Below are 21,911 nucleotides of genomic sequence, written 5' to 3' on the forward strand. Positions count from 1 at the left end.
TCGACCCGGTCGCGTTTAACAACCGTGTTCTCACCACGGAAGCGGGCAATAACATCTTCATCAAGGAAGGAGCCATCATCACCAAGACGGGCATTCGCCTGAGCGACAACATAATTGTCCTCTTCATCGGCGGTTAAATAATCGATTCGGTCTGTCACATTACCTGTATCAGGATCAACACGGCGGTAAGGTGTTTCTATAAATCCAAAGCGATTAACTTTTGCATAACTTGATAATGAGTTAATCAAGCCAATGTTCGGACCTTCCGGTGTTTCAATCGGACACATCCGGCCATAGTGAGAGTAGTGAACGTCACGAACTTCCATACCGGCACGTTCACGTGTTAAACCACCTGGTCCAAGCGCTGATAAACGACGCTTATGGGTTAATTCCGCAAGCGGGTTTGTCTGATCCATGAACTGTGATAACTGTGAACTTCCGAAGAATTCTTTGATGGAAGCAATAACTGGACGAATATTGATTAACTGCTGCGGCGTTATCGTTGCTGTATCCTGAATGGACATTCTTTCACGAACAACGCGCTCCATCCGGGACAATCCAATTCGGAATTGGTTTTGCAAAAGCTCACCAACTGAACGAAGACGTCTGTTCCCCAAATGGTCGATATCATCTGTATCGCCTACTCCGTGCAGCAAATCAAAGAAGTAGCTGATTGACGCAATAATATCAGCAGGAGTGATATTTTTAATTGGTTCTGCCACATAGGCATTACCTAAGACATTAATAACCTTTTCATTTTCATCGCCAGGAGCGTAAATCTTGATGCCCTGCATAATGATTTCTTCTTCCACTACACCGCCAACAGGGTTGTAGCTTTTGAAATTAATATTTTTCTCAAGCGCAGGCAGGATTCTGTCCAGATTTCTTCTATCCAAAACAGTTCCCTTTTCTGCAATGATTTCACCTGTTTCAGGGTCTGCCAGCGTTTCCGCTAAGCGCTGATTGAATAGGCGGTTTTTAATGTGAAGCTTTTTATTAATTTTATAACGACCTACATTAGCCAGGTCATATCGTTTCGGATCAAAGAAACGAGAAATCAATAAATTCTTCGCATTTTCAACAGTCGGAGGTTCACCTGGACGAAGACGTTCGTAAATCTCAAGTAACGCTTTATCAATACCTTCCGTATTATCTTTTTCAAGCGTGTTGCGGAGATATTCATTATCACCAATCAATTCAAGAATTTCTTGATCAGAGCCGAAACCAAGTGAACGCAAAAGAACCGTAACGGGCAGTTTCCGAGTACGATCGATTCTGACATATACGACATCCTTGGCATCTGTTTCATATTCAAGCCAAGCGCCGCGGTTCGGAATGACAGTAGCTGTGTAGCCCTTTTTTCCGTTTTTATCGGTTTTTCCGCTGAAATAAACGCTCGGTGAGCGCACCAGCTGCGAAACAATAACACGTTCCGCACCATTAATAACAAACGTGCCAGTTTCCGTCATTAACGGAAAGTCACCCATGAATACATCTTGATCCTTTACTTCGCCTGTTTCTTTGTTTACAAGACGTACTTTGACACGCAATGGAGCAGAATATGTAACGTCCCGTTCTTTTGATTCTTCTACAGAATACTTTGGATCGCCAAGACTGTAATCAATAAATTCCAGTGATAAGTTACCTGTAAAATCTTCAATCGGTGAAATATCCTGGAACATTTCACGCAATCCCTCATCAAGAAACCACTGATAAGAAGAGGTTTGGATTTCAATAAGGTTTGGTAACTCTAAAACTTCACTGATTCGTGCGTAACTCCTCCGCTTCCGGTGGCGTCCATACTGAACTAGTTGACCTGTCAACTGATTCACCCCTCAAATCAAGCGTAATTTAAAAATCTATGCACATCTTTTGAGCAGTGCTTTAAAGCCCTATCCAAAAGACAAAAAGAAAAAGGGTTTTTTCCCAAAAACCACATTTTCACATTTTGACTATTATTTTGTCATCATTTCCTTTTTATCCCTATTTTATACAGACAAAATGTATTTATAGGAATAATTCGGTAAATATTATGATGGCATTTTATAATGCTATCACAACGACACTATCAAGTCAACTGTTTTTTAGCCTTTATGATGAAATATCCTTTTGATTTGTTAATTACTTCAGCATTAGAAAACAGTTCTTTCATTTTCTCCATCGCCGAGGGAGCACCCTGCTTCTTTTGAATGACTACCCATAATTCGCCGCGGGCAGCAAGACGCTCATAAGCTTGTTCAAAAATATCATGAACAGTCTTTTTTCCGGCACGAATGGGGGGATTAGTTAAAATAGCGGAAAAGGAATCCTCCTTTACACTAAGCAGCCGGTCACTTTCATAGATTTTTACATTCTCAATTTTGTTGAGAACGGCATTTTCCCTCGCCAATTCAAGAGCCCGTTCATTCACATCTACCATATGAATGATCCGGTCTGGGTTGGCCTTTGCAATAGATAAACCAATGGGGCCATATCCGCAGCCAACATCGAGAATAGGACCGTTTATTTCCGGAATCGTATAAGATTCAATTAATAGACGTGAACCAAAATCTACCTCTCTTTTTGAAAAAACTCCGTTATCCGTTTTAAACCGAAATTGATGGTTTCTTAAGGTGAAGTCCCAATATTTCGGGTCACTTTCAACCTTTTGGGAACGAGAATAGTAGTGTTCAGTCAAACGACTCACCTCCCGAGGATATAGGATAGAAGATAATGAGGCACCAGGACCTTTTTAAGATAGCCAAAAAAAGCCCGCTTATGCAGCGGACTTCTTTATAGTGTTAAGATTACTTAACTTCAACGTTAGCTCCAACTTCATCAAGCTTAGCTTTGATTGCTTCAGCTTCTTCTTTAGCAACGCCTTCTTTAACAGGCTTTGGAGTGTTGTCAACAAGGTCTTTTGCTTCTTTAAGTCCAAGACCAGTGATTTCACGAACAACTTTGATAACTTTGATTTTTTGATCGCCAGCAGAAGCTAGGATTACATCAAACTCAGTTTGCTCTTCAACAGCAGCAGCACCTGCGCCGCCAACCATTGCTACAGGAGCAGCAGCAGTTACGCCGAATTCTTCTTCGATTGCTTTTACAAGATCGTTAAGTTCTAAAACAGTCATAGATTTAACTGCTTCAATGATTTGTTCTTTAGTCATTTTAATTTTCCTCCTTAATTTTCATTCCGTTATTGGTTAAGCGATAAGTTTTAACTTACGCGCCTTGTTCTTCTTTTTGATCTGCAACTGCTTTTGTTGCAAGAGCAAGGTTGCGGATTGGTGCTTGAAGCACGCTGAGTAACATAGAAAGCAAGCCTTCGCGTGAAGGAAGTTCAGCAAGAGCTTTAACCTCTTCAACAGTTGCGACGTTACCTTCGATAACACCCGCTTTTAATTCTAACGCTTCGTTCTTTTTAGCAAAATCGTTTAAGATTTTCGCTGGTGCTACTACATCTTCAGTACTGAACGCGATTGCGTTAGGACCTGTTAATGCATCGTTTAAGCCAGCAAGACCTGCTTCTTCAGCCGCACGGCGAGTCATAGAGTTTTTATAAACCTTGAACTCAACGCCAGCTTCGCGAAGTTGTTTACGAAGTTCAGTCACTTGACCAACTGTAAGGCCACGGTAGTCAACAACAATTGTTGATACGCTAGCTTTTAGTTTTCCAGCAATTTCTTCGACAACCTGTTTTTTAGCTTCGATTGCACTGCTCATCTTAACACCTCCTGTAGAATGTCTACATTTATACCGGTCAGTAAAATGCCTCTATATCATAATTTAGACATAGAGGCAGCATAATCAGCTAAAAAGATAGCTTAATTTATCGCATAACCTCGGCAGGATTATTAAGCATATAAGCCCCTGCTGTCTACGGTACAAATGTTTGTTATATTAAACAACAAAATTGATTATATAAAATCTAATTTCGATTGTCAATTGGAAAAATTAGTTACCTTATCTTGCTGCAACAGTAGAAGGATCTACCTTGATTCCAGGTCCCATTGTTGAAGTAACAGTTACGTTCTTCATGTAAGTACCTTTAGCAGCAGATGGCTTTACTTTTAACATTGTTTCGAACACAGTAGTGAAGTTCTCAACAAGCTTTTCGTTATCGAAAGAAGATTTACCGATAGGCACGTGGATATTTCCAGCTTTGTCAACACGATATTCAACTTTACCTGCTTTAATTTCATTGATTGCTTTTGTTACATCAAATGTAACTGTGCCTGTTTTAGGGTTTGGCATTAAGCCTTTAGGCCCTAAAGTACGACCTAATTTACCAACTTCACCCATCATGTCAGGTGTTGCTACGATTACATCGAACTCGAACCAACCTTGTTGGATTTTGTTGATGTATTCTGCATCGCCAACATAATCAGCGCCAGCTGCTTCTGCTTCTTTCACTTTTTCACCCTTCGCGAATACTAATACGCGTTGAGTTTTACCAGTTCCGTTTGGAAGCACAACTGCTCCACGAATTTGCTGGTCAGCTTTCTTAGGGTCAACACCTAAGCGGAAAGCAACTTCAAGAGTTGCGTCGAATTTCGCAATATTTGTTTGCTTAGCAAGTTCAATTGCTTCTGCAATTGGGTAAGCTTTTGAGCGATCTACAAGCTTAGCAGCTTCTAGGTACTTCTTACCTTTTTTAGCCATTTTTACTTCCTCCTAAATTGTGGTTTTAACGTCGTATAACTCCCACGAAAAAGGTTGCGAGTATTTTAAAACTGCGCAACCCCTTCATTACAACATAACAGTTACTTACATGGATTAGTCTTCGATAACGATACCCATGCTGCGTGCAGTACCTTCAACCATGCGCATTGCTGCTTCAACGCTAGCTGCGTTTAGGTCAGGCATTTTTTGTTCCGCAATCTCGCGTACTTTATCACGCTTTACTGTTGCTACTTTATTACGGTTAGGCTGGCCTGAACCAGACTGGATTCCAGCTGCTACTTTCAAAAGAACGGCAGCAGGAGGAGTTTTCGTAATAAATGTAAATGAACGGTCTTCAAACACCGTGATTTCAACAGGAATAATCAATCCAGCTTGATCTGCTGTACGAGCGTTAAATTCCTTACAGAATCCCATGATGTTAACACCGGCTTGACCTAGTGCAGGACCAACTGGCGGCGCAGGATTTGCTTTACCAGCAGGGATTTGTAATTTAACAACTTTAATTACTTTTTTAGCCACGAGACACACCTCCTTAAAGTCCGTGATGTGGTTAATAGGGTATTAACCCTCCCACTCATCTGAAGTCTTTATATGAATACAAAGAGCTTGACAAAAGTCTTGTCCAAGGAGTTTTCCTTAGACATACTGACCTATGAAATATTATCATTTTTTAAAACTGATTTCAAGTTTTTTTACAATATCAGATAATATTTCTTTAAAATTGGCCAATTTACCCTCTAAAAAGGGCTGTTGATTTGCGCTCCAGGGGCTCGCTTTCCGCGGGCGGTTCGGGGAGCCTCCTCGGCGCCTTTAGCGCCTGTGGGGTCTCCCCTGCCCCGTACTCCCGCAGGAGTCTCGCCCCTTCCGCTCCAATCAACAGGTTAGCAAAACTATGTCATCAACTTTGCTAACAATCAATATTAATTAAAGCTTATCAATTTGTGTGAATTCAAGTTCTACTGGGGTGTCGCGGCCGAACATGTTGACTAGTACTTTAAGCTTGGCTTTGTCCTTGTCCATTTCTTCTACGACTCCTGTGAAGTTGGCAAATGGGCCTTCTTTAACTTTGACGGTTTCGCCGATTTCGTAGTTAACGTCAATACGCTTTTCTTCTACGCCCATACGTTTCAGCAAACCGGTCACTTCTTCCGGAAGCAGCGGAGTCGGCTTTGAACCTGATCCAGCAGAACCAACGAACCCTGTTACACCTGGTGTATTCCGTACGACATACCAAGAATCGTCGGTCATCACAAGCTCAACCAACACATATCCAGGGAACACCTTACGTTTGACAACCTTTTTCTTACCGTTTTTAATTTCTGTTTCTTCTTCTTCCGGAACTACGACACGAAAGATTTTATCTGACATGCCCATGGATTCCACACGTTTTTCTAAATTAGCCTTTACCTTATTCTCATAACCTGAGTAAGTATGAACAACATACCAATTCTTTTCCATTTAAGAGGACTTGTGCGTCCGTCCCTCCCTAATTTAAATTCAACTATTTTTTTGACTGTCTAGCTTCAGCGCCTAGGCGCTTCCGCTTTTCTGAACAAATTAAAAAACCCGCTAATGACGGGTTTTTTGCTAAAAATTCCTTGTGTTTTCCATTATACCATGAAGTACAAGTTATTATTCAAGAATTAACCGAATCAATTTTGAAATTCCCAAATCTAAAACAGCAAAGAAAACGGCAAAAAAGGCAACAGTTGTTATAACAGTTACAGTAGAGCGAGTCAGTTCTCCGCGTTTTGGCCAGCTGACTTTTCTCATTTCACGAACTACGTCACTGAAGAAATTCTTTATGCGAGACATTTAGTAACCCCCAACTATCGTAAATAGCAATGCTAGAATGTTAATCTTTTATTTTGTTTCACGATGAACAGTATGCACACCACAGGTTTTACAATATTTATTTAATTCCAATCTCTCTGTTTGTGTATCCTTGCTGACGGTGGAATAATTTCTTGAACCGCAGATTGTGCAGGCAAGAACTCTTTTTTTACTCATCCTTAGGCACCCTCTTTATATCCCTAAAAATGTATCATGACCCCTATTTATTGTCAATAACATTCGACAGGAGATTCGGTGAACTGACATAAATCTGTGAGCGCATATAAAACTTACAGGGAAAACTCGCGAAACTCCAGGTACCGCTCTAGCTTTCTTTTTACACGCTGCAAGGCATTATCAATCGATTTCACATGACGGTTAAGTTCTTCAGAAATTTCCTGGTACGATTGCCCATCCAAGTACAGGGCCAATACCTTTCGTTCTAAATCACTTAACAATTCCGTCATTTTTACTTCTATATGGTCAAACTCTTCCTGGTTAATGATTAGCTCTTCCGGGTCGAGAACCTTTGCACCCGATAATACATCCATCAACGTCCGGTCTGATTCTTCATCGTAAATAGGCTTGTCCAATGAAACATAGGAATTTAACGGAATATGCTTCTGCCTCGTTGCCGTTTTGATGGCTGTGATGATTTGCCTTGTGATGCACAATTCAGCGAATGCTTTGAAGGAGGTCAGCTTGTCCTCCCTAAAATCGCGGATCGCCTTATACAGACCAATCATTCCTTCTTGAACAATATCTTCCTTATCCGCGCCAATTAAAAAATAGGATCTTGCTTTCGCACGTACAAAATTTCGATACTTATGGATTAAAAAATCCAAAGCTTCGCTGTCGCCTTGGTGAACCAAATCGACAATTTCCTCGTCTTCCATTACGAAAAACTGCTCGTTAACATTTGTCCCGAAGTCCGCACTCAACTTAAGATCCCCTCCACCGAACAAGCATAGATAGTATTATTATACATTAGAAAATTTTTGAAGTCGATAGCTCACTTCTGTCCACGGCGCCATTTTTCAAAAATTTCTGCCATTTCTTCGCTAATCGGTATTTTGTAGAAAGGTTTTTTCTCTTGAATTTTTTTTACCTTTTTCTCAATTCCTTTTTCAATGGAGGACATTTCTATTTCTAATTCACGGGCTGATTTTCTTAAAGCACCCTGTCCAAAAATTTGCCATTGCTCTGTAAAATCAGAAGTGGCCACGTGAACCTGTGTTCTTCGATTACTCAGGCTGATCGCCATTTTTTCAATCCGTTCATCCGCTGATTCATTTTCCTTCGTAAAAATGACTTCAACCTTGTGATTTTCATACTTTTTTTCCGTTCCTTTTACATAATGAGCATCAAAGACAACGATTACCCGAAAGCCGGAAAAGGCCTGATATTCGGCCATCTTTTCCACCAATCGGTCCCTTGCTGCCGGAAGGTCCCGGTCTTTTAATGCTTTAAGCTCCGGCCACGCCCCGATAATGTTATAGCCATCGACTAGCAGGATATCCATATACTATCCCTCTAGGGTGTGCCGTTTCCGGTATACCTCATACATCAGCAGTGCCGCCGCAACAGAAGCATTTAAGGATGTAACATGACCCGCCATTGGCAGATGAATGAGAAAATCACATTTATCACGGATTAACCTCCCCATTCCTTTTCCTTCGCTGCCAATCACAAGGCCAAGCGGAAGCGTTCCGTCCATTTGCCGGTAATCCTGTTTTCCCTTCGCATCTGTCCCGGCAATCCAGACTCCCCGCTCCTTCAGATCATCTATAGTACGCGCCATGTTTGTTACCCGGACAACCGGTATATATTCAATGGCTCCTGTCGAAGCTTTGGCGACCGTTGCCGTTAAGCCAACTGCCCTTCGCTTTGGAATGATGATCCCGTGCGCTCCGACTGCATCTGCAGTTCTCATGATCGAGCCGAGGTTATGAGGATCCTCAATCTCATCCAGCAGTAAAAAGAAAGGAGGCTCGTTGTTCTTTTCCGCCGCCGCAAACAAATCATCCAATTCGGCATACTGATAGGCTGCGACATAGGCAAGGACACCTTGATGGTTCTGGTCAGTAATCTGGTCGATTTTTTTCTTTGGTACTAATTGCACGAGGACATTTCCTTCTTTGGCCAATTGGGTAATCTGCTGCATTTGCCCGCGCTGTGACCCTTCTGCAATTAAAATTTTATTGATATCCCGTTTTGATTTTAGCGCCTCAATCACCGGATTTTTACCCACGATGTATTCCTGTTCCTGATTCATGTTGACGTTCCTCCTTTCTTATTTTCCACATAGAAAAACGACTGGCGGACGAGTTCTTCTAGGCGGTCCTTCCTTCCCATTAAATATAAATAGCCGATTAACGCTTCAAAGGCTGTGCTGTATCGGTAGGTTTGAACATCGGTATTTTTCGGGACAGTTCCTGATTTCGCATTTCTGCCGCGCATAACAACCGCCATCTCCTCCTCTAGCAATAGCCCTTCATCCATCATTTGAAAAAGAACCTGGCATTGCGCTTTTGCAGAAACATACCTCGTCCCTTCTCTGTGCAGCTGATTGGGCCGGACCCGCCCGCTAAACAAGAGGTGACGCCTTACATATGTTTCATAGACAGCGTCACCCATGTAAGCAAGTGCGAGACTATTCAATTGGCTGGCATCGACTGTTTTATCGTAATCAAGCATTTAAATTAGCCTCTTTTCCACCTTGTACCTTGTGGGGTATCCTCTAAAATGATGTTCATTTCCTTTAACTGGTCACGAATTTGGTCAGCCAATTGGAAGTTACGGTCCTTTCTGGCCTGAATCCGCTGTTCAATTAGGGTATCAATTTCTTCATCCAGTAACTCTTCTTGTTCAAAGGTCAGGCCAAGAACAGCAAACAGCTCTTCGAATTGTGATGTAAACGCATCGATGACTTCTGCTGCTGTATTTTTTTCCATGAGATAATAATTTGCCAGTTTCGAAAGCTCAAATAAAACTGAAATCGCCTTGGCTGTATTAAAATCATCGTCCATCGCTTCGATAAATTCATCACGATGTCTGCTGATTTTATCAAGCCATTCTTGATTATTATCCGGCAAATTTGCGCTTGCCTCCCGGCGATGCTTTAAATTTTGGTAGGAGGTGGTTAACCTGTCAAGGGCTGCCGTTGTGCTCTCCAATAACTCCTGACTGTAATTGATTGGATTGCGGTAGTGAACGGACAGCATAAAGAATCGTAACACCTGCGGGTTTATTTGCTTAATAATGTCATGGACCAGCACAAAGTTGCCAAGGGACTTTGACATTTTTTCATTATCAATATTAATATAGCCATTATGCATCCAATAGCGGGAAAAGGTTTTTCCGCTTAACGCCTCGGATTGGGCAATTTCATTTTCATGGTGCGGGAAGGTTAAATCCTGTCCGCCAGCGTGGATATCGATGGTCTCACCAAGATATTTTTTCGCCATCGCCGAGCATTCGATATGCCAGCCCGGTCTTCCCGGACCCCACGGGCTCTCCCAGAAAATTTCCCCTTCCTTGGCTGCTTTCCATAAAGCAAAGTCCAGGTTATCTTCTTTTTTCTCGCCTACTTCAATTCTAGCTCCAGCCTGCAGTTCATCAATTGGCTGGTGGGAAAGCTTGCCGTACTCCTCAAAGTGGCGCGTCCGGTAATAAACATCCCCCTCAGACTCATAGGCGTAGCCCTTCTCAATTAATTGGCTGATAAAATCGATAATGATGTCCATGTTTTCCATGACACGCGGATGGACATCTGCCTTTTTGCAGCCTAGTGCCAAAACATCTTCAAAATAGGCCTCGATAAACCGATTCGCAATCGTTGGAACATCTTCTCCGAGCTGATTGGCAGCGCGGATCAATTTATCATCGACATCCGTAAAGTTGGATACATATTTGACGTCGAAACCTCGGTATTCTAAATAACGGCGGACCGTATCAAATACAATTGCCGGGCGCGCATTTCCGATATGGATATAATTATAGACAGTTGGCCCGCAAACATACATTTTGACCTTGCCTTCTTCAAGCGGTACAAAGGTCTCTTTCTTGCGGGTAAGTGTATTATACAGTTGAATGGCCATTAACTTTTGTCCTTTCCTCTTTTAATTCTGCCAGTTCCTTTTTCATTTGATCCAGTTCCATTTGCAAATCTTTAAAGCGATCCGCAACCGGGTCTGGCAAATCGGAATGGTTTAAATCTTTCCCAACTCGAATGCCGTCCTTCATGACGACTCTTCCCGGAATTCCCACGACCGTGGAGTTCGGCGGAACTTCCTTTAAAACTACCGATCCGCCGCCGATTTTGGAATTTTCGCCGATTGTTATCGAGCCTAAAACCTTGGCACCAGTGGAGATGAGTACATTATCCTTAATAGTCGGATGACGCTTTCCTTTTTCTTTCCCTGTACCGCCTAGTGTGACCCCTTGATAAATCGTAACATTATCGCCAATTTCACAGGTTTCCCCCACAACAACGCCCATTCCATGGTCGATAAAAAATCTTCTGCCTATTTTTGCCCCTGGATGAATTTCAATTCCTGTGAAAAAGCGGCTTACTTGTGAAATAACTCGAGCAATGAAAAACAATTTTCTCTTATAGAACCCATGCGCCAAACGGTGCGCCCAAATGGCATGCAGACCTGAATAAGTTAGAATTACTTCCAAATAGCTTCTTGCTGCCGGATCCTGGTCAAATATTACATCAATATCCTCCTTCAATGTTTTGAACATTGATACTCCCCCCTTTGTTTTATACCCCTTTTTATAAAATAAAAAACGCCTCTGTCGTAAAGACAGAGACGCTTGATTTTAACGTGGTTCCACTCTGATTAGGTCACAATGAATACAGACACAAAAACTGTGTGCGCATTAATATGGCCTCACTCTACCTGTTAACGGAAAGGTTCCGCCCAAATCTACTCCAGAGGCAATCTGTTTCGAAGTGGGGCTCCGAGGTGCATTTTCAAAAAATGAGCGGCTTAAACCACTTTCAGCCGGTGATGGTTCTCTCTTTCAAGCATCATTTTTCTACTTTTCCTCATCAAAGCTTTAGCTCGTTTTATAATACTTATACTATATTACATTTTTTCTTGAATGTTAACTAATAATTTGCTTAATTCTATTTTGAACTTTCTCGCGGCCTAAAAGTTCAATCGATTTTGGCAGGTCTGGTCCATGGGTTTGCCCCGTCACAGCAGCCCGAATCGGCATAAACAAGTTTTTCCCCTTTTGCCCTGTTGATTTTTGGACAGCCTTCATCGCGGCCTGGATGCCTTCTGCCTGGAAGCTTTCAAGCTGATCAAGCTCCTGTGAGAAAGCCTTTAACACCTCTGGAACTTGTTCTCCGCCCAGTACTTCCTTCGCTTCTTCTTCATAGTCTGCCTCGTCCTTAAAGAACATATCCGAAAGCTCGACGATTTCCGCGCCAAAGCTCATTTTTTCCTGAAGGAGAGAAACCAAAGTGCGGACCCATTGTTGTTCTTCCTCTGACAGGTTCTCGCTAACACGTCCGGCCTTGATTAAATGCGGCAGGGAAAGTTCCACTACCCGCTCTAGCTCTACTTTTTTCATATATTGATTGTTCATCCAAGCAAGCTTTTGTTTATCAAATAATGCCGGTGATTTGGACAGTCGCTGCGCATCAAAGATTTGAATAAATTCTTCTTGCGCGAAAATCTCCTCTTCCCCTGCAGGAGACCAGCCGAGCAAGGCAATAAAGTTAAATAATGCTTCTGGCAGATAACCTAATTCCTCGTATTGCTCGATAAATTGAATGATGGACTCGTCCCGCTTGCTCAATTTCTTCCGGCTTTCATTGACAATCAACGTCATATGTCCGAAAATTGGCGGCTCCCAGCCTAATGCTTCGTATACCACCAGTTGCTTTGGCGTATTGGAGATATGGTCATCGCCGCGCAGAACATGCGAGATTTCCATGAGACGGTCATCGATAGCAACCGCAAAGTTATAGGTTGGCGTGCCATCCTTCTTAACCATTACCCAGTCTCCGCCAATCGTATCTGATTCAAAGGATACAGTTCCTTTAACCATGTCATCAAAGGTATACGTCTTTCCTTCAGGAACAAGAATACGGATGCTTGGCTTGCGGCCTTCTGCCTCCAAACGGTCGCGGTCTTCCGGAGTTAAGTGCCGGCACTTTCCGGAGTAATGGGCGGTTTCACCACGGGCAATTTGCTCTTCCCGTTCTTTCTCCAATTCTTCTTCGGTACAGTAGCATTTATAAGCCTTTCCATTCTCTAAGAGCTGCTTATAGTAGGTTGCATAAATATCATTTCTTTCCGATTGGCGGTACGGACCGTATTCACCACCGACATCGACACTTTCATCCCAGTCCATTCCAAGCCATTTTAAATATTTTAATTGGCTTTGCTCGCCGCCTTCAATATTACGTTTCTTATCGGTATCCTCAATCCGGATAATAAACTTTCCGCCTTTATTGCGGGCAAATAAATAATTAAACAGTGCCGTACGGGCATTCCCGATATGTAAATGTCCGGTTGGACTTGGAGCGTACCTTACTCTAATCTCATTTGACATCATAATGCCTCCACTTTTTCCATTTGGTTCTCATACCGATATATTTTATCACTTGGCAGAACCTCAATAAAGTCTAAACCCCAACCTTTTTTAACAAAACAACTGCCTGGGCCGCAATCCCTTCGCCTCTGCCAGGAAACCCGAGCTTTTCAGTTGTGGTTGCTTTCACATTAACCTGCTCCGGAGATGCCTCGAGAAGCTCGGCAATCCGCGCCTGCATCTCGCCAATGTAGGGAGCCATCTTTGGTTTTTGGGCAATGATTGTACAATCAGCATTAACAAGCTCATATCCTTTTTCTTTCACGATTCCCCAGACACGCTCCATCAGCTTAGCCGAATCAGCGTCCTTAAAGTTTGGGTCGGTATCAGGAAAATGCCTTCCGATATCGCCTTCGCCAATTGCCCCTAAACAGGCATCGGAAACGGTATGTAATAATACGTCGGCATCGGAATGCCCCAACAGCCCTTTTTCATATGGAATCGTGATACCACCAATAATCAGAGGGCGTCCCTCGGTTAATTGATGAACATCAAAGCCCTGGCCAATTCGAAACATAATTCAAACTCCTTTAAGTCTCTTTTTTAAAATCGCTTCTGCAAAAAATAAATCCTCTGGTGTTGTAATTTTGATATTATCATAATCGCCTTCCACCATCGCCACTGGATGTCCCAATCTTTCTACCAAACTGGCATCATCAGTGCCGAGAAAGCTGTCTCTTTCTGCTTTTTCATAAGCCTGATGGAGGAGGGAAATGCGAAAAGCCTGCGGGGTATGCACTGCCCACAAGCTCGAACGTTCCACAGTCTCTGTTACAGTACCGCCCATGACTTTTTTCATCGTATCTTTTGCAGGCACGCCAATAATGGCAGCACCATTCTCCTCTGTTACTCCCGTTAAACGGAGGATATGCTCTTTTTTGATAAACGGTCTGGCAGCATCATGAACAAGAATTATCCCATCGGTCTTGATGGTTTTTAACGCATTATAAATGCTGTGCTGGCGTTCAGAACCGCCCGGAACCATACTGACGGACTTTTTGATATGATGTTTATTGATTAAATCCGTGAATTCCTTTTCATCCTGCGGATTTACCGCTAAAATAATGGCCTCGCAATCCTCATCATCCGCAAAAACTTTAAGTGTATGAATGAGGATTGGCACACCCTCAAGTTCTAGCAAAAGCTTGTTTTTCCCCGCCCCCATTCGTTTTCCGGAACCGGCGGCAGGGAGAATGACTTTGTAAGTCATAAAATAACCCCTATTCTACTTGTCCAGCTCCAGCGCACAGCGACTAGTGTCCTTCGCTCTTCTCCCTACGATAAGTCAACATCGAATCGCTTACGCTCTTCGTGTTTCCTTTATCTCAGTCGAGTCGCTCCAGGCCATACGTCGCTAAACGTGCGCTTCCGCTTTTCTGTCTATAATGCTTTTTCTAAAAGTTTCGGTTTGGCAAAAATCATTCTACCGGCAGATGTCTGCAGGACGCTCGTTACGAGAACATCAATTCGTTTGCCGATATATTCTCTTCCTTCTTCCACGACAATCATCGTCCCGTCATCCAAATAGGCAACACCTTGATGATATTCCTTACCATCCTTGATTACTTGAACAGTTAATTCCTCACCTGGAAGAACGACAGGCTTCACAGCATTTGCCAGATCATTGATATTCAAAACGGAGACATTTTGGAATTCACAAACCTTATTTAAGTTAAAATCATTCGTCACAAGAATTCCGTTCGTTATTTTCGCCAGCTTAACGAGCTTCGAGTCGACTTCCTGAATTTCTTCAAAATCTCCCTCGTAAATCTCTACTTTTACAGCCAGCTCCTTTTGGATTCTATTTAAGATATCTAATCCTCGTCTGCCGCGATTGCGTTTCAACACGTCAGAAGAGTCCGCAATATGCTGCAATTCCTCAAGCACAAATTGGGGAATAACAATCGTCCCATCCAAGAATCCCGTTTGGCAAATATCAGCTACGCGTCCATCAATAATGACGCTTGTATCCAATATTTTTAAAGATTTAAACTCCGCCTTATCTGTTTCCTCTTCAGCGGTCTTTTTCTTGCCGCTGCCTCGGCCAAACAAACCGAGAAGTTCATCGCGTTTTTTAAATCCCACCTGGAATCCTAAATACCCAAATAACAAGGTCAATAGAATCGGGGCCACTTCATTTAAGATTGGTACTTGTACGGCATTTAGGGCAAAGCCGATCAAGAAGGCAACCAACAGGCCAAATATTAGGCCAATACTTCCAAATAAAACATCTGTAACAGGAATCTTTACTAATGAATCTTCCGCCCATTTAATAAAATTAATAACGTAATCTACTGCCCAAAAGGTTATAAGATAAAAAATAATAGCACCTAAAATAGCAGTGACATAGGAATTATTGATAAGTTGGCTATCATTTAGATGAAGTAGAACAAGTAATTGCGGCAAAAACAAAATTCCAAGCGTTCCCCCAGTAATGAGAAAGCACGCCTGCACAATTCGTTTTAACATTCCTTCACCTCCTCTTTTTCATTATAAACACATTAGGAAAATTGAAACGTTGCAAGTAAGATTATTTTTCCAAATTGTGTTGATTTTGAAACAAATTTGTTACGTTAAAATCTAGGGTAGCATCGAAAAATGGGAGTGTCAAATAAATGAAAAACATTTATTTTAACATAGCCTTTTAGATTTTTTCAATAGTTTTATAGATGACGATCCGTATATAATCGCTCTTTAATTAATTTGAAGCCCTCTTTGATTTTATTCGCACGTATTTCCCCTATTCCCTCGACGTCATCAAGGTCTTCAACTGTTGCAGTCAGAATATTTGTCAGATTTCCAAAGTTATTGATAAGATTTTCGATGATGACACCAGGAAGCCTGGGGATTTTATTAAGAATCCGGTATCCGCACGGATTTCGGTATTCATCGAGGTGAACATAGCCGAGGTACCCCAATAGCCTTAACAAAACCATGTCGTCTATGGTCCCGCTCGCCGTCATTGTCTGCATCCGCTGCAGGACTTCGTTTGGTTTTACCTCTCTATCAAACGCATAGTCCTTCATAATCAGCATCATTTCTTCTTCCAGTTCTGTCAATATTTCATTCATCTGCAGCCGAATCAGCCTGCCTTCAGTCCCCAGTTCATACAGGAACCCCAGCAGTTCATTTTTAATCTTTAAGACCATTTCGAAGCGGTGGAGGACAAGCAGAAAATCATTATACGTAACAGAATCCTCAAATTCTAAAATACTTAAATTGGTAATGCTTTGCTCCAGGACGGATTTATATTTTTCCAGTGTTTGAATGGCCTGATTCGCCTTTGTTAAAATGACAGCTATGTCCTTGAGGGCATAACGAAAATTCCCCTGATACAAAGTAATAACATTTCTTCTTTGGGAAATTGCAATCACAAGCGCTTTTGTCTGCTTGGCGACCCGTTCGGCTGTTCTGTGCCGCATCCCCGTTTCCGTAGAGGCGATATCAGTATCCGGGGCAAGCTGGGCGTTAGCAATCAAAATTTTATTTCCGGTTTCATTTAAGATGATTGCCCCGTCCATTTTCGCCAATTCATATAAAAAGCTTGGTGAAAAGGAACAATTAATTTCAAATCCCCCGTCGACTATCGCTTTTACTTTTTCGTTATAGCCAATCACAATCAAGCCTCCGGTATTGGCCCGTAAAACATTATCAAGCCCTTCTCGAATAGGGGTACCCGGTGCAATTAACTGTACTACATCATGAATGGATAGTTCCCCTGACCTTTTATTGTCCATCCGCTACCCTCCCAAAGCCGCCTTCAGCGCCTCGCTGACTGACGAAACACCGATGAGTTCTACACCTATTGGCCCATTCCAGCCACTAAGATTATTAGCCGGCAGGATAACCCGCTCAAATCCCATTTTGGCAGCCTCCTGAACACGCTGCTCGATTCTTGAAACCCGTCTTACTTCTCCCGTTAAGCCGACCTCCCCAATAATACAATCTGTCGGCCGTGTTGGTTTGTCCCTAAAACTCGAAGCAATGCTTACGGCAATCGCCAAATCAATGGCTGGTTCATCCAATTTTACTCCGCCGGCTACCTTTAAATAGGCATCTTGATTGGCGAGGAGCATTCCGACCCGCTTCTCTAGAACAGCCATTAAGAGCGGTACCCGGTTGTGGTCAATCCCTGTTGCCATCCTTCTCGGGTTCCCAAAGCTGGTGGGCGAAATAAGTGCTTGGATTTCCACAAGAACAGGGCGGGTCCCTTCCATCGAAGCGACAACAGTCGATCCTGCCGCACCTCTGGAGCGCTCCTCCAAAAATATTTCCGATGGATTTTCGACCTCTTCAAGGCCAAATTCCTTCATTTCAAAAATTCCCATTTCATTTGTGGATCCAAAGCGGTTTTTTACAGCACGTAAAATTCGATAGGTATGGTGTCTTTCACCCTCAAAATAAAGGACCGTATCCACCATATGTTCGAGCAGCCTAGGACCGGCAATCGACCCTTCTTTTGTAACATGCCCGACAATAAAGATGGCAATCCCTTTCGTTTTGCCTATTCTCATTAATTCAGCCGTACATTCGCGAACCTGAGAAACACTTCCGGGTGCTGAGGTAACCTCCGGGTGGTAAACCGTTTGGATGGAATCGATAATGACAAAGCTTGGATTTGTGCTTTCAATGGTCCTGTTAATTTCCTCAAGGTTTGTCTCCGCATATACCATTAAATTTGGCGAGGCGATGTTCAACCGTTCCGCCCGAAGCTTGGTTTGCCGTAAGGATTCTTCACCGGATATGTACAATACTTGATGATCCTTTTTTGCTAGCTGTGAAGATACTTGCAGAAGGAGCGTTGATTTTCCGATGCCCGGATCGCCGCCAATTAACACCAATGACCCCTTAACAACTCCGCCGCCAAGAACACGGTTCAATTCCTTTAAGTCAGTATGGATTCTCGGCTCGCTGACCGTTTCAATCGAAGTAATCGGAACCGGTTTAGAAAGAATGCCTGAACCACCCTGGGAATGGGCAAATGCTCCCCGTCTTTGCGCCCCGGTAACCTCTACTTCTTCGACCATACGATTCCAGCCGCCGCACCCTGGGCATTTTCCCATCCATTTTGGTGACTCATATCCGCAGTCCTGACACATGAATTTTGTTTTTCGCTTTACCATTCTTGCTCTTCCTCTCTGTGCGAAAAGACGTTCCCTTACATGGAAAAAGAGGTACACGATTTTACATTATTTACGTGTACCTCCCTTGATTGGTTTCATCTTACAAAATTATTTTGCCAAGCTCGTTTGCTCAGCTGATCTGACAACAAATTCACCATTCTCGACGTCAATAACAGCAAGCTGGCCGGTCAATAAATTCCCTTTTAGCAGCTCTTCCGACAGGCGGTCTTCAATATGTTTTTGAATGGCCCGTTTAAGCGGTCTTGCCCCATATTCAGGGTCATAGCCTTCTTCGGAAATTTTCCCTTTTGCCGCCGGTGTTAGTTCGATATCTATTTTTTGTTCCTTTAATCGCTTAATTAACTGATCAGATAGTAATGTGACAATTTCCTCCAAATGCTTTTTCTCAAGTGCATGGAAGACGATTATTTCATCAATCCGGTTCAGGAATTCAGGACGGAATGCTTTCTTCAGCTCTTCCATGACTTTGCCCTTCATGTCTTTGTAGTCCTGGGCAGAATCCTGGATATTAAAGCCGACATACTTATTCCGCTTCAGGGCTTCCGCACCAACGTTAGATGTCATAATCAGAACTGTATTGCGGAAATCAACTGTTCTTCCCTTCGAGTCGGTTAAGCGGCCATCTTCTAATACCTGAAGCAGGATATTAAACACATCTGGGTGCGCCTTTTCAATTTCATCCAAAAGGACAACTGAATATGGCTTTCTGCGGACTTTCTCGGTTAATTGTCCGCCTTCCTCATATCCTACATAGCCTGGAGGGGAACCGACAAGGCGGGATGTCGAATGCTTCTCCATATATTCCGACATATCGATCCGGATCATCGCATCCTCATCGCCAAACATTGCTTCAGCAAGGGCACGGGCTAATTCTGTTTTCCCGACCCCGGTTGGGCCTAGGAAGATAAAGGAGCCAATCGGCCGCTTTGGATCTTTTAATCCTGCTCTCGCACGGCGGACCGCTTTGGATACAGCCAAAACTGCCTCTTCTTGGCCAATCACGCGGGAATGCAAGATTTCTTCTAAGTTAAGCAGTCTTGCAGTTTCTGTTTCTGCAAGTTTAGAGACCGGAATTCCAGTCCAGCTGGCTACAACGCTGGCAATATCCTCAACTGTTACTTGATTATTCTCTTTGCCCTGCTTTTCCTTCCAGCTTTTCTTCGTTTCTTCAAGCTGCTCACGCAGGCGCTGCTCTGAATCCCTTAATGATGCCGCCTTTTCGAATTCTTGGCTTTGTACGGCTGCATCCTTTTCCTTCCGCACATCCTCAAGCTTCACTTCCAGCTCCTTTAGGTTTGGCGGAGTGGTATAGGAACGGAGACGAACCTTAGACCCTGCTTCGTCGATTAAATCAATCGCTTTATCAGGCAGGAAGCGATCTGAGATATAACGGTCGGAAAGCTTTACCGCTGCTTCAATCGCCTCATCGGTAATGGATACACGATGGTGGGCTTCATAGCGGTCACGCAGCCCTTCTAAAATTTGAACGGATTCATCCGCAGTCGGCTCATCCACCCGAATCGGCTGGAAGCGGCGCTCTAAGGCAGCATCCTTTTCGATATATTTGCGGTATTCATCAAGGGTTGTCGCCCCGATACATTGCAGCTCGCCACGGGCAAGCGATGGTTTTAAAATATTGGAAGCATCAATGGCACCTTCCGCCCCGCCAGCACCGATTAATGTGTGCAATTCATCAATGAACAGGATGATATTTCCGGCTTGGCGGATTTCATCCATTACTTTTTTCAGACGGTCTTCGAACTCGCCGCGATACTTGGTTCCCGCAACTACTGTTCCCATATCAAGTGTCATGACACGCTTATCGCGAAGGATCTCTGGCACCTCATTATTGACAATCTGCTGGGCAAGGCCTTCCGCAATAGCTGTTTTACCAACCCCAGGCTCGCCAATCAATACCGGGTTGTTTTTAGTCCGGCGGCTCAGCACCTCGATTACACGCTGAATTTCCTTGCTGCGGCCAATCACTGGGTCAAGACTGCCTTCCCTTGCGATGGCTGTTAAATCTCTTGCCAGACTGTCGAGTGTAGGCGTATTGGCACTGGCGGATGCTCCGCCCTGATGCCCGCCGCTCTCATTGCTGCCTAATAATTGCAATACCTGCTGGCGCGCTTTATTCAAGCTTACCCCAAGATTATTAAGGACGCGGGCTGCCACCCCTTCTCCCTCACGGATCAGTCCAAGCAGAATATGCTCTGTCCCGACATAGGAATGTCCTAGTTTGCGGGCTTCATCCATTGAAAGTTCAATTACCTTTTTGGCTCTCGGAGTGTAGTGAATAATCTGTGAGGCTTCCTGCCCTTTGCCAATTAAATTTTCCACTTCTTTTTGAATCTTATCTGAGCCTAATCCAAGTCCATAAAGAGCTTTTGCTGCAATCCCTTCACCTTCGCGGATTAATCCCAATAAAATATGCTCAGTTCCAATGTTGTTATGCCCAAGACGAATTGCTTCTTCCTGTGCTAAAGCTAGAACCTTTTGTGCTCTTTCAGTAAAACGGCCGAACATCATACTATCACTCCTCACCAATATTTTTAGATTCCATTATAAAACGTTCCCGAATTAATGCCGCCCGCCTTATGTCTCTTTCATGCGGTCTTAATGGTCCTCCAGCATATTGCTGAAGAAAACCAGGCTGCGTTAAAATCATCAATTCATTTAAGATGTTCTTTGATACATAATTTATATATCCCATATCTATTCCAAGACGAACATCCGATAAACACTTTGCAGCTTCCTTCGTTTCAATAATCCGGCTGTTGGTTAAGACCCCTAGGGACCTGAACACCCTGTCTTCTAATTGTATGTTCGAAGTTTTGCGTAATGCTTCACGTGCCGACCTTTCTTGTGAAATTAACTGGCTGACAACCCCCATTAAATCGCGGCACATGTCTTCTTCAGATTTTCCAAGGGTAATTTGATTGGAAATTTGAAAAATATTGCCGAGTGCTTCACTTCCTTCACCGTAAATTCCCCGAACCACAAACCCTAATTGATTGATGGCTGGAATAATCCGGTTAATCTGCTGTGTTAAAATTAAACCCGGCAAATGCATCATCACCGATGCCCGAAGGCCGGTGCCGACATTTGTTGGACAGCTTGTTAAATAGCCGTATTTTTCATCAAAAGCATACTGGAGGTGACCTTCAAGCCAATCGTCAATTTCGTTGGCAGCATCTAATGCTTCTTTTAGCTGCAGCCCAGGAAACAGGCATTGAATCCGTATATGATCCTCTTCATTAATCATTATACTAACTTCTTCATTTTCGGATAATAAAACGGCACCATATGGTGAATCCTCTGCCAATTGCGGGCTGATTAGATGTTTTTCAACCAAGACCCTCTTTTGCAGCGGCTGCATCTCATCTATTTTCAGCAATTCCAAATGCCCAAAGTTTCGGAGGCTGGAAGTTTCCAAAATGCCCTCCAGCTCATTAATAACCTGTTTGGCTTCCTCATGTGAAAAAAGAGTTGGGAATTTATATGCTTCCAAGTTTCGCGCCAAGCGAATTCTCGAGCTGAGGACAATATCGGATTCAGGCCCTTCCTCGCTCATCCAGGAGCTGACCGCTTGATTTAAAAAACGTTCGAGCGACACCGTTATTCCCCTCCCTCATGACCAGCCGCTAATTTTTT

22 protein-coding genes, 1 pseudogene and 2 other annotated features are annotated in these 21,911 nt (G+C 43.2%); all 23 genes and pseudogenes read right to left on the minus strand.

Translation table 11 applies throughout. The annotated features are described in order from the left end of the window. Window positions 1-1,823: pseudogene (locus KHB02_RS24990) on the minus strand (DNA-directed RNA polymerase subunit beta); the annotation flags it as partial. 245 nt (window positions 1,824-2,068) lie between these two features. Continuing rightward, entirely contained in the window at window positions 2,069-2,677 is a 609-nt protein-coding gene (locus KHB02_RS24995) for a class I SAM-dependent methyltransferase (RefSeq protein WP_213148278.1), read from the minus strand. Between the two features lie 109 nt (window positions 2,678-2,786). Next, entirely contained in the window at window positions 2,787-3,149 is a 363-nt protein-coding gene (gene rplL / locus KHB02_RS25000) for a 50S ribosomal protein L7/L12 (RefSeq protein ID WP_213148279.1), read from the minus strand. 55 nt (window positions 3,150-3,204) lie between these two features. Then, on the minus strand, window positions 3,205-3,705 hold the full coding sequence (gene rplJ, locus KHB02_RS25005; RefSeq protein WP_213148280.1) for a 50S ribosomal protein L10: 501 nt from the start codon (window positions 3,703-3,705) through the stop codon (window positions 3,205-3,207). 33 nt (window positions 3,706-3,738) lie between these two features. Then, window positions 3,739-3,883 (minus strand) — a sequence feature (ribosomal protein L10 leader region). 62 nt (window positions 3,884-3,945) lie between these two features. Next, the gene (gene rplA, locus KHB02_RS25010; protein ID WP_213148281.1) at window positions 3,946-4,644 is read right to left on the minus strand and encodes a 50S ribosomal protein L1; all 699 of its coding nucleotides are present in this window, start codon (window positions 4,642-4,644) and stop codon (window positions 3,946-3,948) included. A gap of 114 nt (window positions 4,645-4,758) precedes the next feature. Then, window positions 4,759-5,184 carry a 50S ribosomal protein L11 gene (gene rplK, locus KHB02_RS25015; RefSeq protein WP_042453928.1) on the minus strand — a complete coding sequence of 142 codons (426 nt, stop codon included), beginning with the start codon at window positions 5,182-5,184 and terminating at the stop codon, window positions 4,759-4,761. Window positions 5,185-5,589: 405 nt separating this feature from the next. Next, entirely contained in the window at window positions 5,590-6,123 is a 534-nt protein-coding gene (gene nusG, locus KHB02_RS25020) for a transcription termination/antitermination protein NusG (protein WP_213148282.1), read from the minus strand. Window positions 6,124-6,297: 174 nt separating this feature from the next. Then, window positions 6,298-6,480 (minus strand): preprotein translocase subunit SecE, encoded by a 183-nt coding sequence (gene secE / locus KHB02_RS25025; RefSeq protein ID WP_213121096.1) that lies wholly within the window; start codon window positions 6,478-6,480, stop codon window positions 6,298-6,300. A 48-nt stretch (window positions 6,481-6,528) separates the two neighbouring features. Beyond that, window positions 6,529-6,675 carry a 50S ribosomal protein L33 gene (rpmG, locus tag KHB02_RS25030; RefSeq protein WP_213148283.1) on the minus strand — a complete coding sequence of 49 codons (147 nt, stop codon included), beginning with the start codon at window positions 6,673-6,675 and terminating at the stop codon, window positions 6,529-6,531. Between the two features lie 113 nt (window positions 6,676-6,788). Continuing rightward, window positions 6,789-7,439: an RNA polymerase sporulation sigma factor SigH gene (gene sigH, locus KHB02_RS25035; protein WP_213121098.1), complete on the minus strand. Its 651-nt coding sequence runs from the start codon at window positions 7,437-7,439 to the stop codon at window positions 6,789-6,791. Between the two features lie 71 nt (window positions 7,440-7,510). Beyond that, complete coding sequence (locus tag KHB02_RS25040; protein WP_213148284.1) at window positions 7,511-8,020, minus strand: NYN domain-containing protein; 510 nt, start codon at window positions 8,018-8,020, stop codon at window positions 7,511-7,513. A gap of 3 nt (window positions 8,021-8,023) precedes the next feature. Next, the gene (rlmB, locus tag KHB02_RS25045; RefSeq protein ID WP_213148285.1) at window positions 8,024-8,773 is read right to left on the minus strand and encodes a 23S rRNA (guanosine(2251)-2'-O)-methyltransferase RlmB; all 750 of its coding nucleotides are present in this window, start codon (window positions 8,771-8,773) and stop codon (window positions 8,024-8,026) included. After that, window positions 8,770-9,195: a Mini-ribonuclease 3 gene (locus KHB02_RS25050; protein WP_213148286.1), complete on the minus strand. Its 426-nt coding sequence runs from the start codon at window positions 9,193-9,195 to the stop codon at window positions 8,770-8,772. The genes rlmB and KHB02_RS25050 overlap by 4 nt, the downstream gene beginning before the upstream one ends. A gap of 5 nt (window positions 9,196-9,200) precedes the next feature. Next, window positions 9,201-10,598, minus strand: a complete 1,398-nt coding sequence (gene cysS / locus KHB02_RS25055; RefSeq protein WP_213148287.1) for a cysteine--tRNA ligase — start codon at window positions 10,596-10,598, stop codon at window positions 9,201-9,203. Next, a complete protein-coding gene (cysE, locus tag KHB02_RS25060) occupies window positions 10,579-11,247 on the minus strand; it encodes a serine O-acetyltransferase (protein ID WP_213148288.1) in 669 nt (222 codons plus the stop codon). The genes cysS and cysE overlap by 20 nt, the downstream gene beginning before the upstream one ends. 61 nt (window positions 11,248-11,308) lie before the next feature. Then, window positions 11,309-11,570: a binding site (T-box leader), on the minus strand. 43 nt (window positions 11,571-11,613) lie between these two features. Then, window positions 11,614-13,074, minus strand: coding sequence for a glutamate--tRNA ligase (gene gltX, locus KHB02_RS25065; protein WP_213148302.1), 1,461 nt, complete (start codon window positions 13,072-13,074; stop codon window positions 11,614-11,616). Between the two features lie 73 nt (window positions 13,075-13,147). Beyond that, on the minus strand, window positions 13,148-13,630 hold the full coding sequence (ispF, locus tag KHB02_RS25070; protein ID WP_213148289.1) for a 2-C-methyl-D-erythritol 2,4-cyclodiphosphate synthase: 483 nt from the start codon (window positions 13,628-13,630) through the stop codon (window positions 13,148-13,150). Between the two features lie 3 nt (window positions 13,631-13,633). Further along, window positions 13,634-14,323, minus strand: a complete 690-nt coding sequence (ispD, locus tag KHB02_RS25075) for a 2-C-methyl-D-erythritol 4-phosphate cytidylyltransferase (protein WP_213148290.1) — start codon at window positions 14,321-14,323, stop codon at window positions 13,634-13,636. Between the two features lie 170 nt (window positions 14,324-14,493). Continuing rightward, window positions 14,494-15,582 (minus strand): PIN/TRAM domain-containing protein, encoded by a 1,089-nt coding sequence (locus KHB02_RS25080; RefSeq protein ID WP_213148291.1) that lies wholly within the window; start codon window positions 15,580-15,582, stop codon window positions 14,494-14,496. Window positions 15,583-15,776: 194 nt separating this feature from the next. Continuing rightward, window positions 15,777-16,850: a DNA integrity scanning diadenylate cyclase DisA gene (disA, locus tag KHB02_RS25085; RefSeq protein WP_213148292.1), complete on the minus strand. Its 1,074-nt coding sequence runs from the start codon at window positions 16,848-16,850 to the stop codon at window positions 15,777-15,779. 3 nt (window positions 16,851-16,853) lie between these two features. Continuing rightward, the gene (gene radA, locus KHB02_RS25090; protein WP_213148293.1) at window positions 16,854-18,236 is read right to left on the minus strand and encodes a DNA repair protein RadA; all 1,383 of its coding nucleotides are present in this window, start codon (window positions 18,234-18,236) and stop codon (window positions 16,854-16,856) included. Window positions 18,237-18,344: 108 nt separating this feature from the next. Beyond that, window positions 18,345-20,786: an ATP-dependent protease ATP-binding subunit ClpC gene (gene clpC / locus KHB02_RS25095; protein ID WP_213148294.1), complete on the minus strand. Its 2,442-nt coding sequence runs from the start codon at window positions 20,784-20,786 to the stop codon at window positions 18,345-18,347. Window positions 20,787-20,790: 4 nt separating this feature from the next. Continuing rightward, window positions 20,791-21,873: a protein-arginine kinase McsB gene (locus KHB02_RS25100; RefSeq protein WP_213148295.1), complete on the minus strand. Its 1,083-nt coding sequence runs from the start codon at window positions 21,871-21,873 to the stop codon at window positions 20,791-20,793. Window positions 21,874-21,911 lie beyond the last annotated feature (38 nt).

The organism is Neobacillus citreus (assembly GCF_018343545.2).
GTDB lineage: Bacteria > Bacillota > Bacilli > Bacillales > Cytobacillaceae > Neobacillus > Neobacillus citreus.

Coding starts and splice junctions, on each gene's coding strand:
- rplL (WP_213148279.1), bottom strand. CDS start 3,149: ATGACTAAAGAACAAATCATTGAAGCAGTTAAATCTATGACTGTTTTA.
- rplJ (WP_213148280.1), bottom strand. CDS start 3,705: ATGAGCAGTGCAATCGAAGCTAAAAAACAGGTTGTCGAAGAAATTGCT.
- rplA (WP_213148281.1), bottom strand. CDS start 4,644: ATGGCTAAAAAAGGTAAGAAGTACCTAGAAGCTGCTAAGCTTGTAGAT.
- nusG (WP_213148282.1), bottom strand. CDS start 6,123: ATGGAAAAGAATTGGTATGTTGTTCATACTTACTCAGGTTATGAGAAT.
- secE (WP_213121096.1), bottom strand. CDS start 6,480: ATGTCTCGCATAAAGAATTTCTTCAGTGACGTAGTTCGTGAAATGAGA.
- rpmG (WP_213148283.1), bottom strand. CDS start 6,675: ATGAGTAAAAAAAGAGTTCTTGCCTGCACAATCTGCGGTTCAAGAAAT.
- KHB02_RS25040 (WP_213148284.1), bottom strand. CDS start 8,020: ATGGATATCCTGCTAGTCGATGGCTATAACATTATCGGGGCGTGGCCG.
- rlmB (WP_213148285.1), bottom strand. CDS start 8,773: ATGAATCAGGAACAGGAATACATCGTGGGTAAAAATCCGGTGATTGAG.
- KHB02_RS25050 (WP_213148286.1), bottom strand. CDS start 9,195: ATGCTTGATTACGATAAAACAGTCGATGCCAGCCAATTGAATAGTCTC.
- cysS (WP_213148287.1), bottom strand. CDS start 10,598: ATGGCCATTCAACTGTATAATACACTTACCCGCAAGAAAGAGACCTTT.
- cysE (WP_213148288.1), bottom strand. CDS start 11,247: ATGTTCAAAACATTGAAGGAGGATATTGATGTAATATTTGACCAGGAT.
- gltX (WP_213148302.1), bottom strand. CDS start 13,074: ATGTCAAATGAGATTAGAGTAAGGTACGCTCCAAGTCCAACCGGACAT.
- ispF (WP_213148289.1), bottom strand. CDS start 13,630: ATGTTTCGAATTGGCCAGGGCTTTGATGTTCATCAATTAACCGAGGGA.
- ispD (WP_213148290.1), bottom strand. CDS start 14,323: ATGACTTACAAAGTCATTCTCCCTGCCGCCGGTTCCGGAAAACGAATG.
- KHB02_RS25080 (WP_213148291.1), bottom strand. CDS start 15,582: ATGTTAAAACGAATTGTGCAGGCGTGCTTTCTCATTACTGGGGGAACG.
- disA (WP_213148292.1), bottom strand. CDS start 16,850: ATGGACAATAAAAGGTCAGGGGAACTATCCATTCATGATGTAGTACAG.
- radA (WP_213148293.1), bottom strand. CDS start 18,236: ATGGTAAAGCGAAAAACAAAATTCATGTGTCAGGACTGCGGATATGAG.
- clpC (WP_213148294.1), bottom strand. CDS start 20,786: ATGATGTTCGGCCGTTTTACTGAAAGAGCACAAAAGGTTCTAGCTTTA.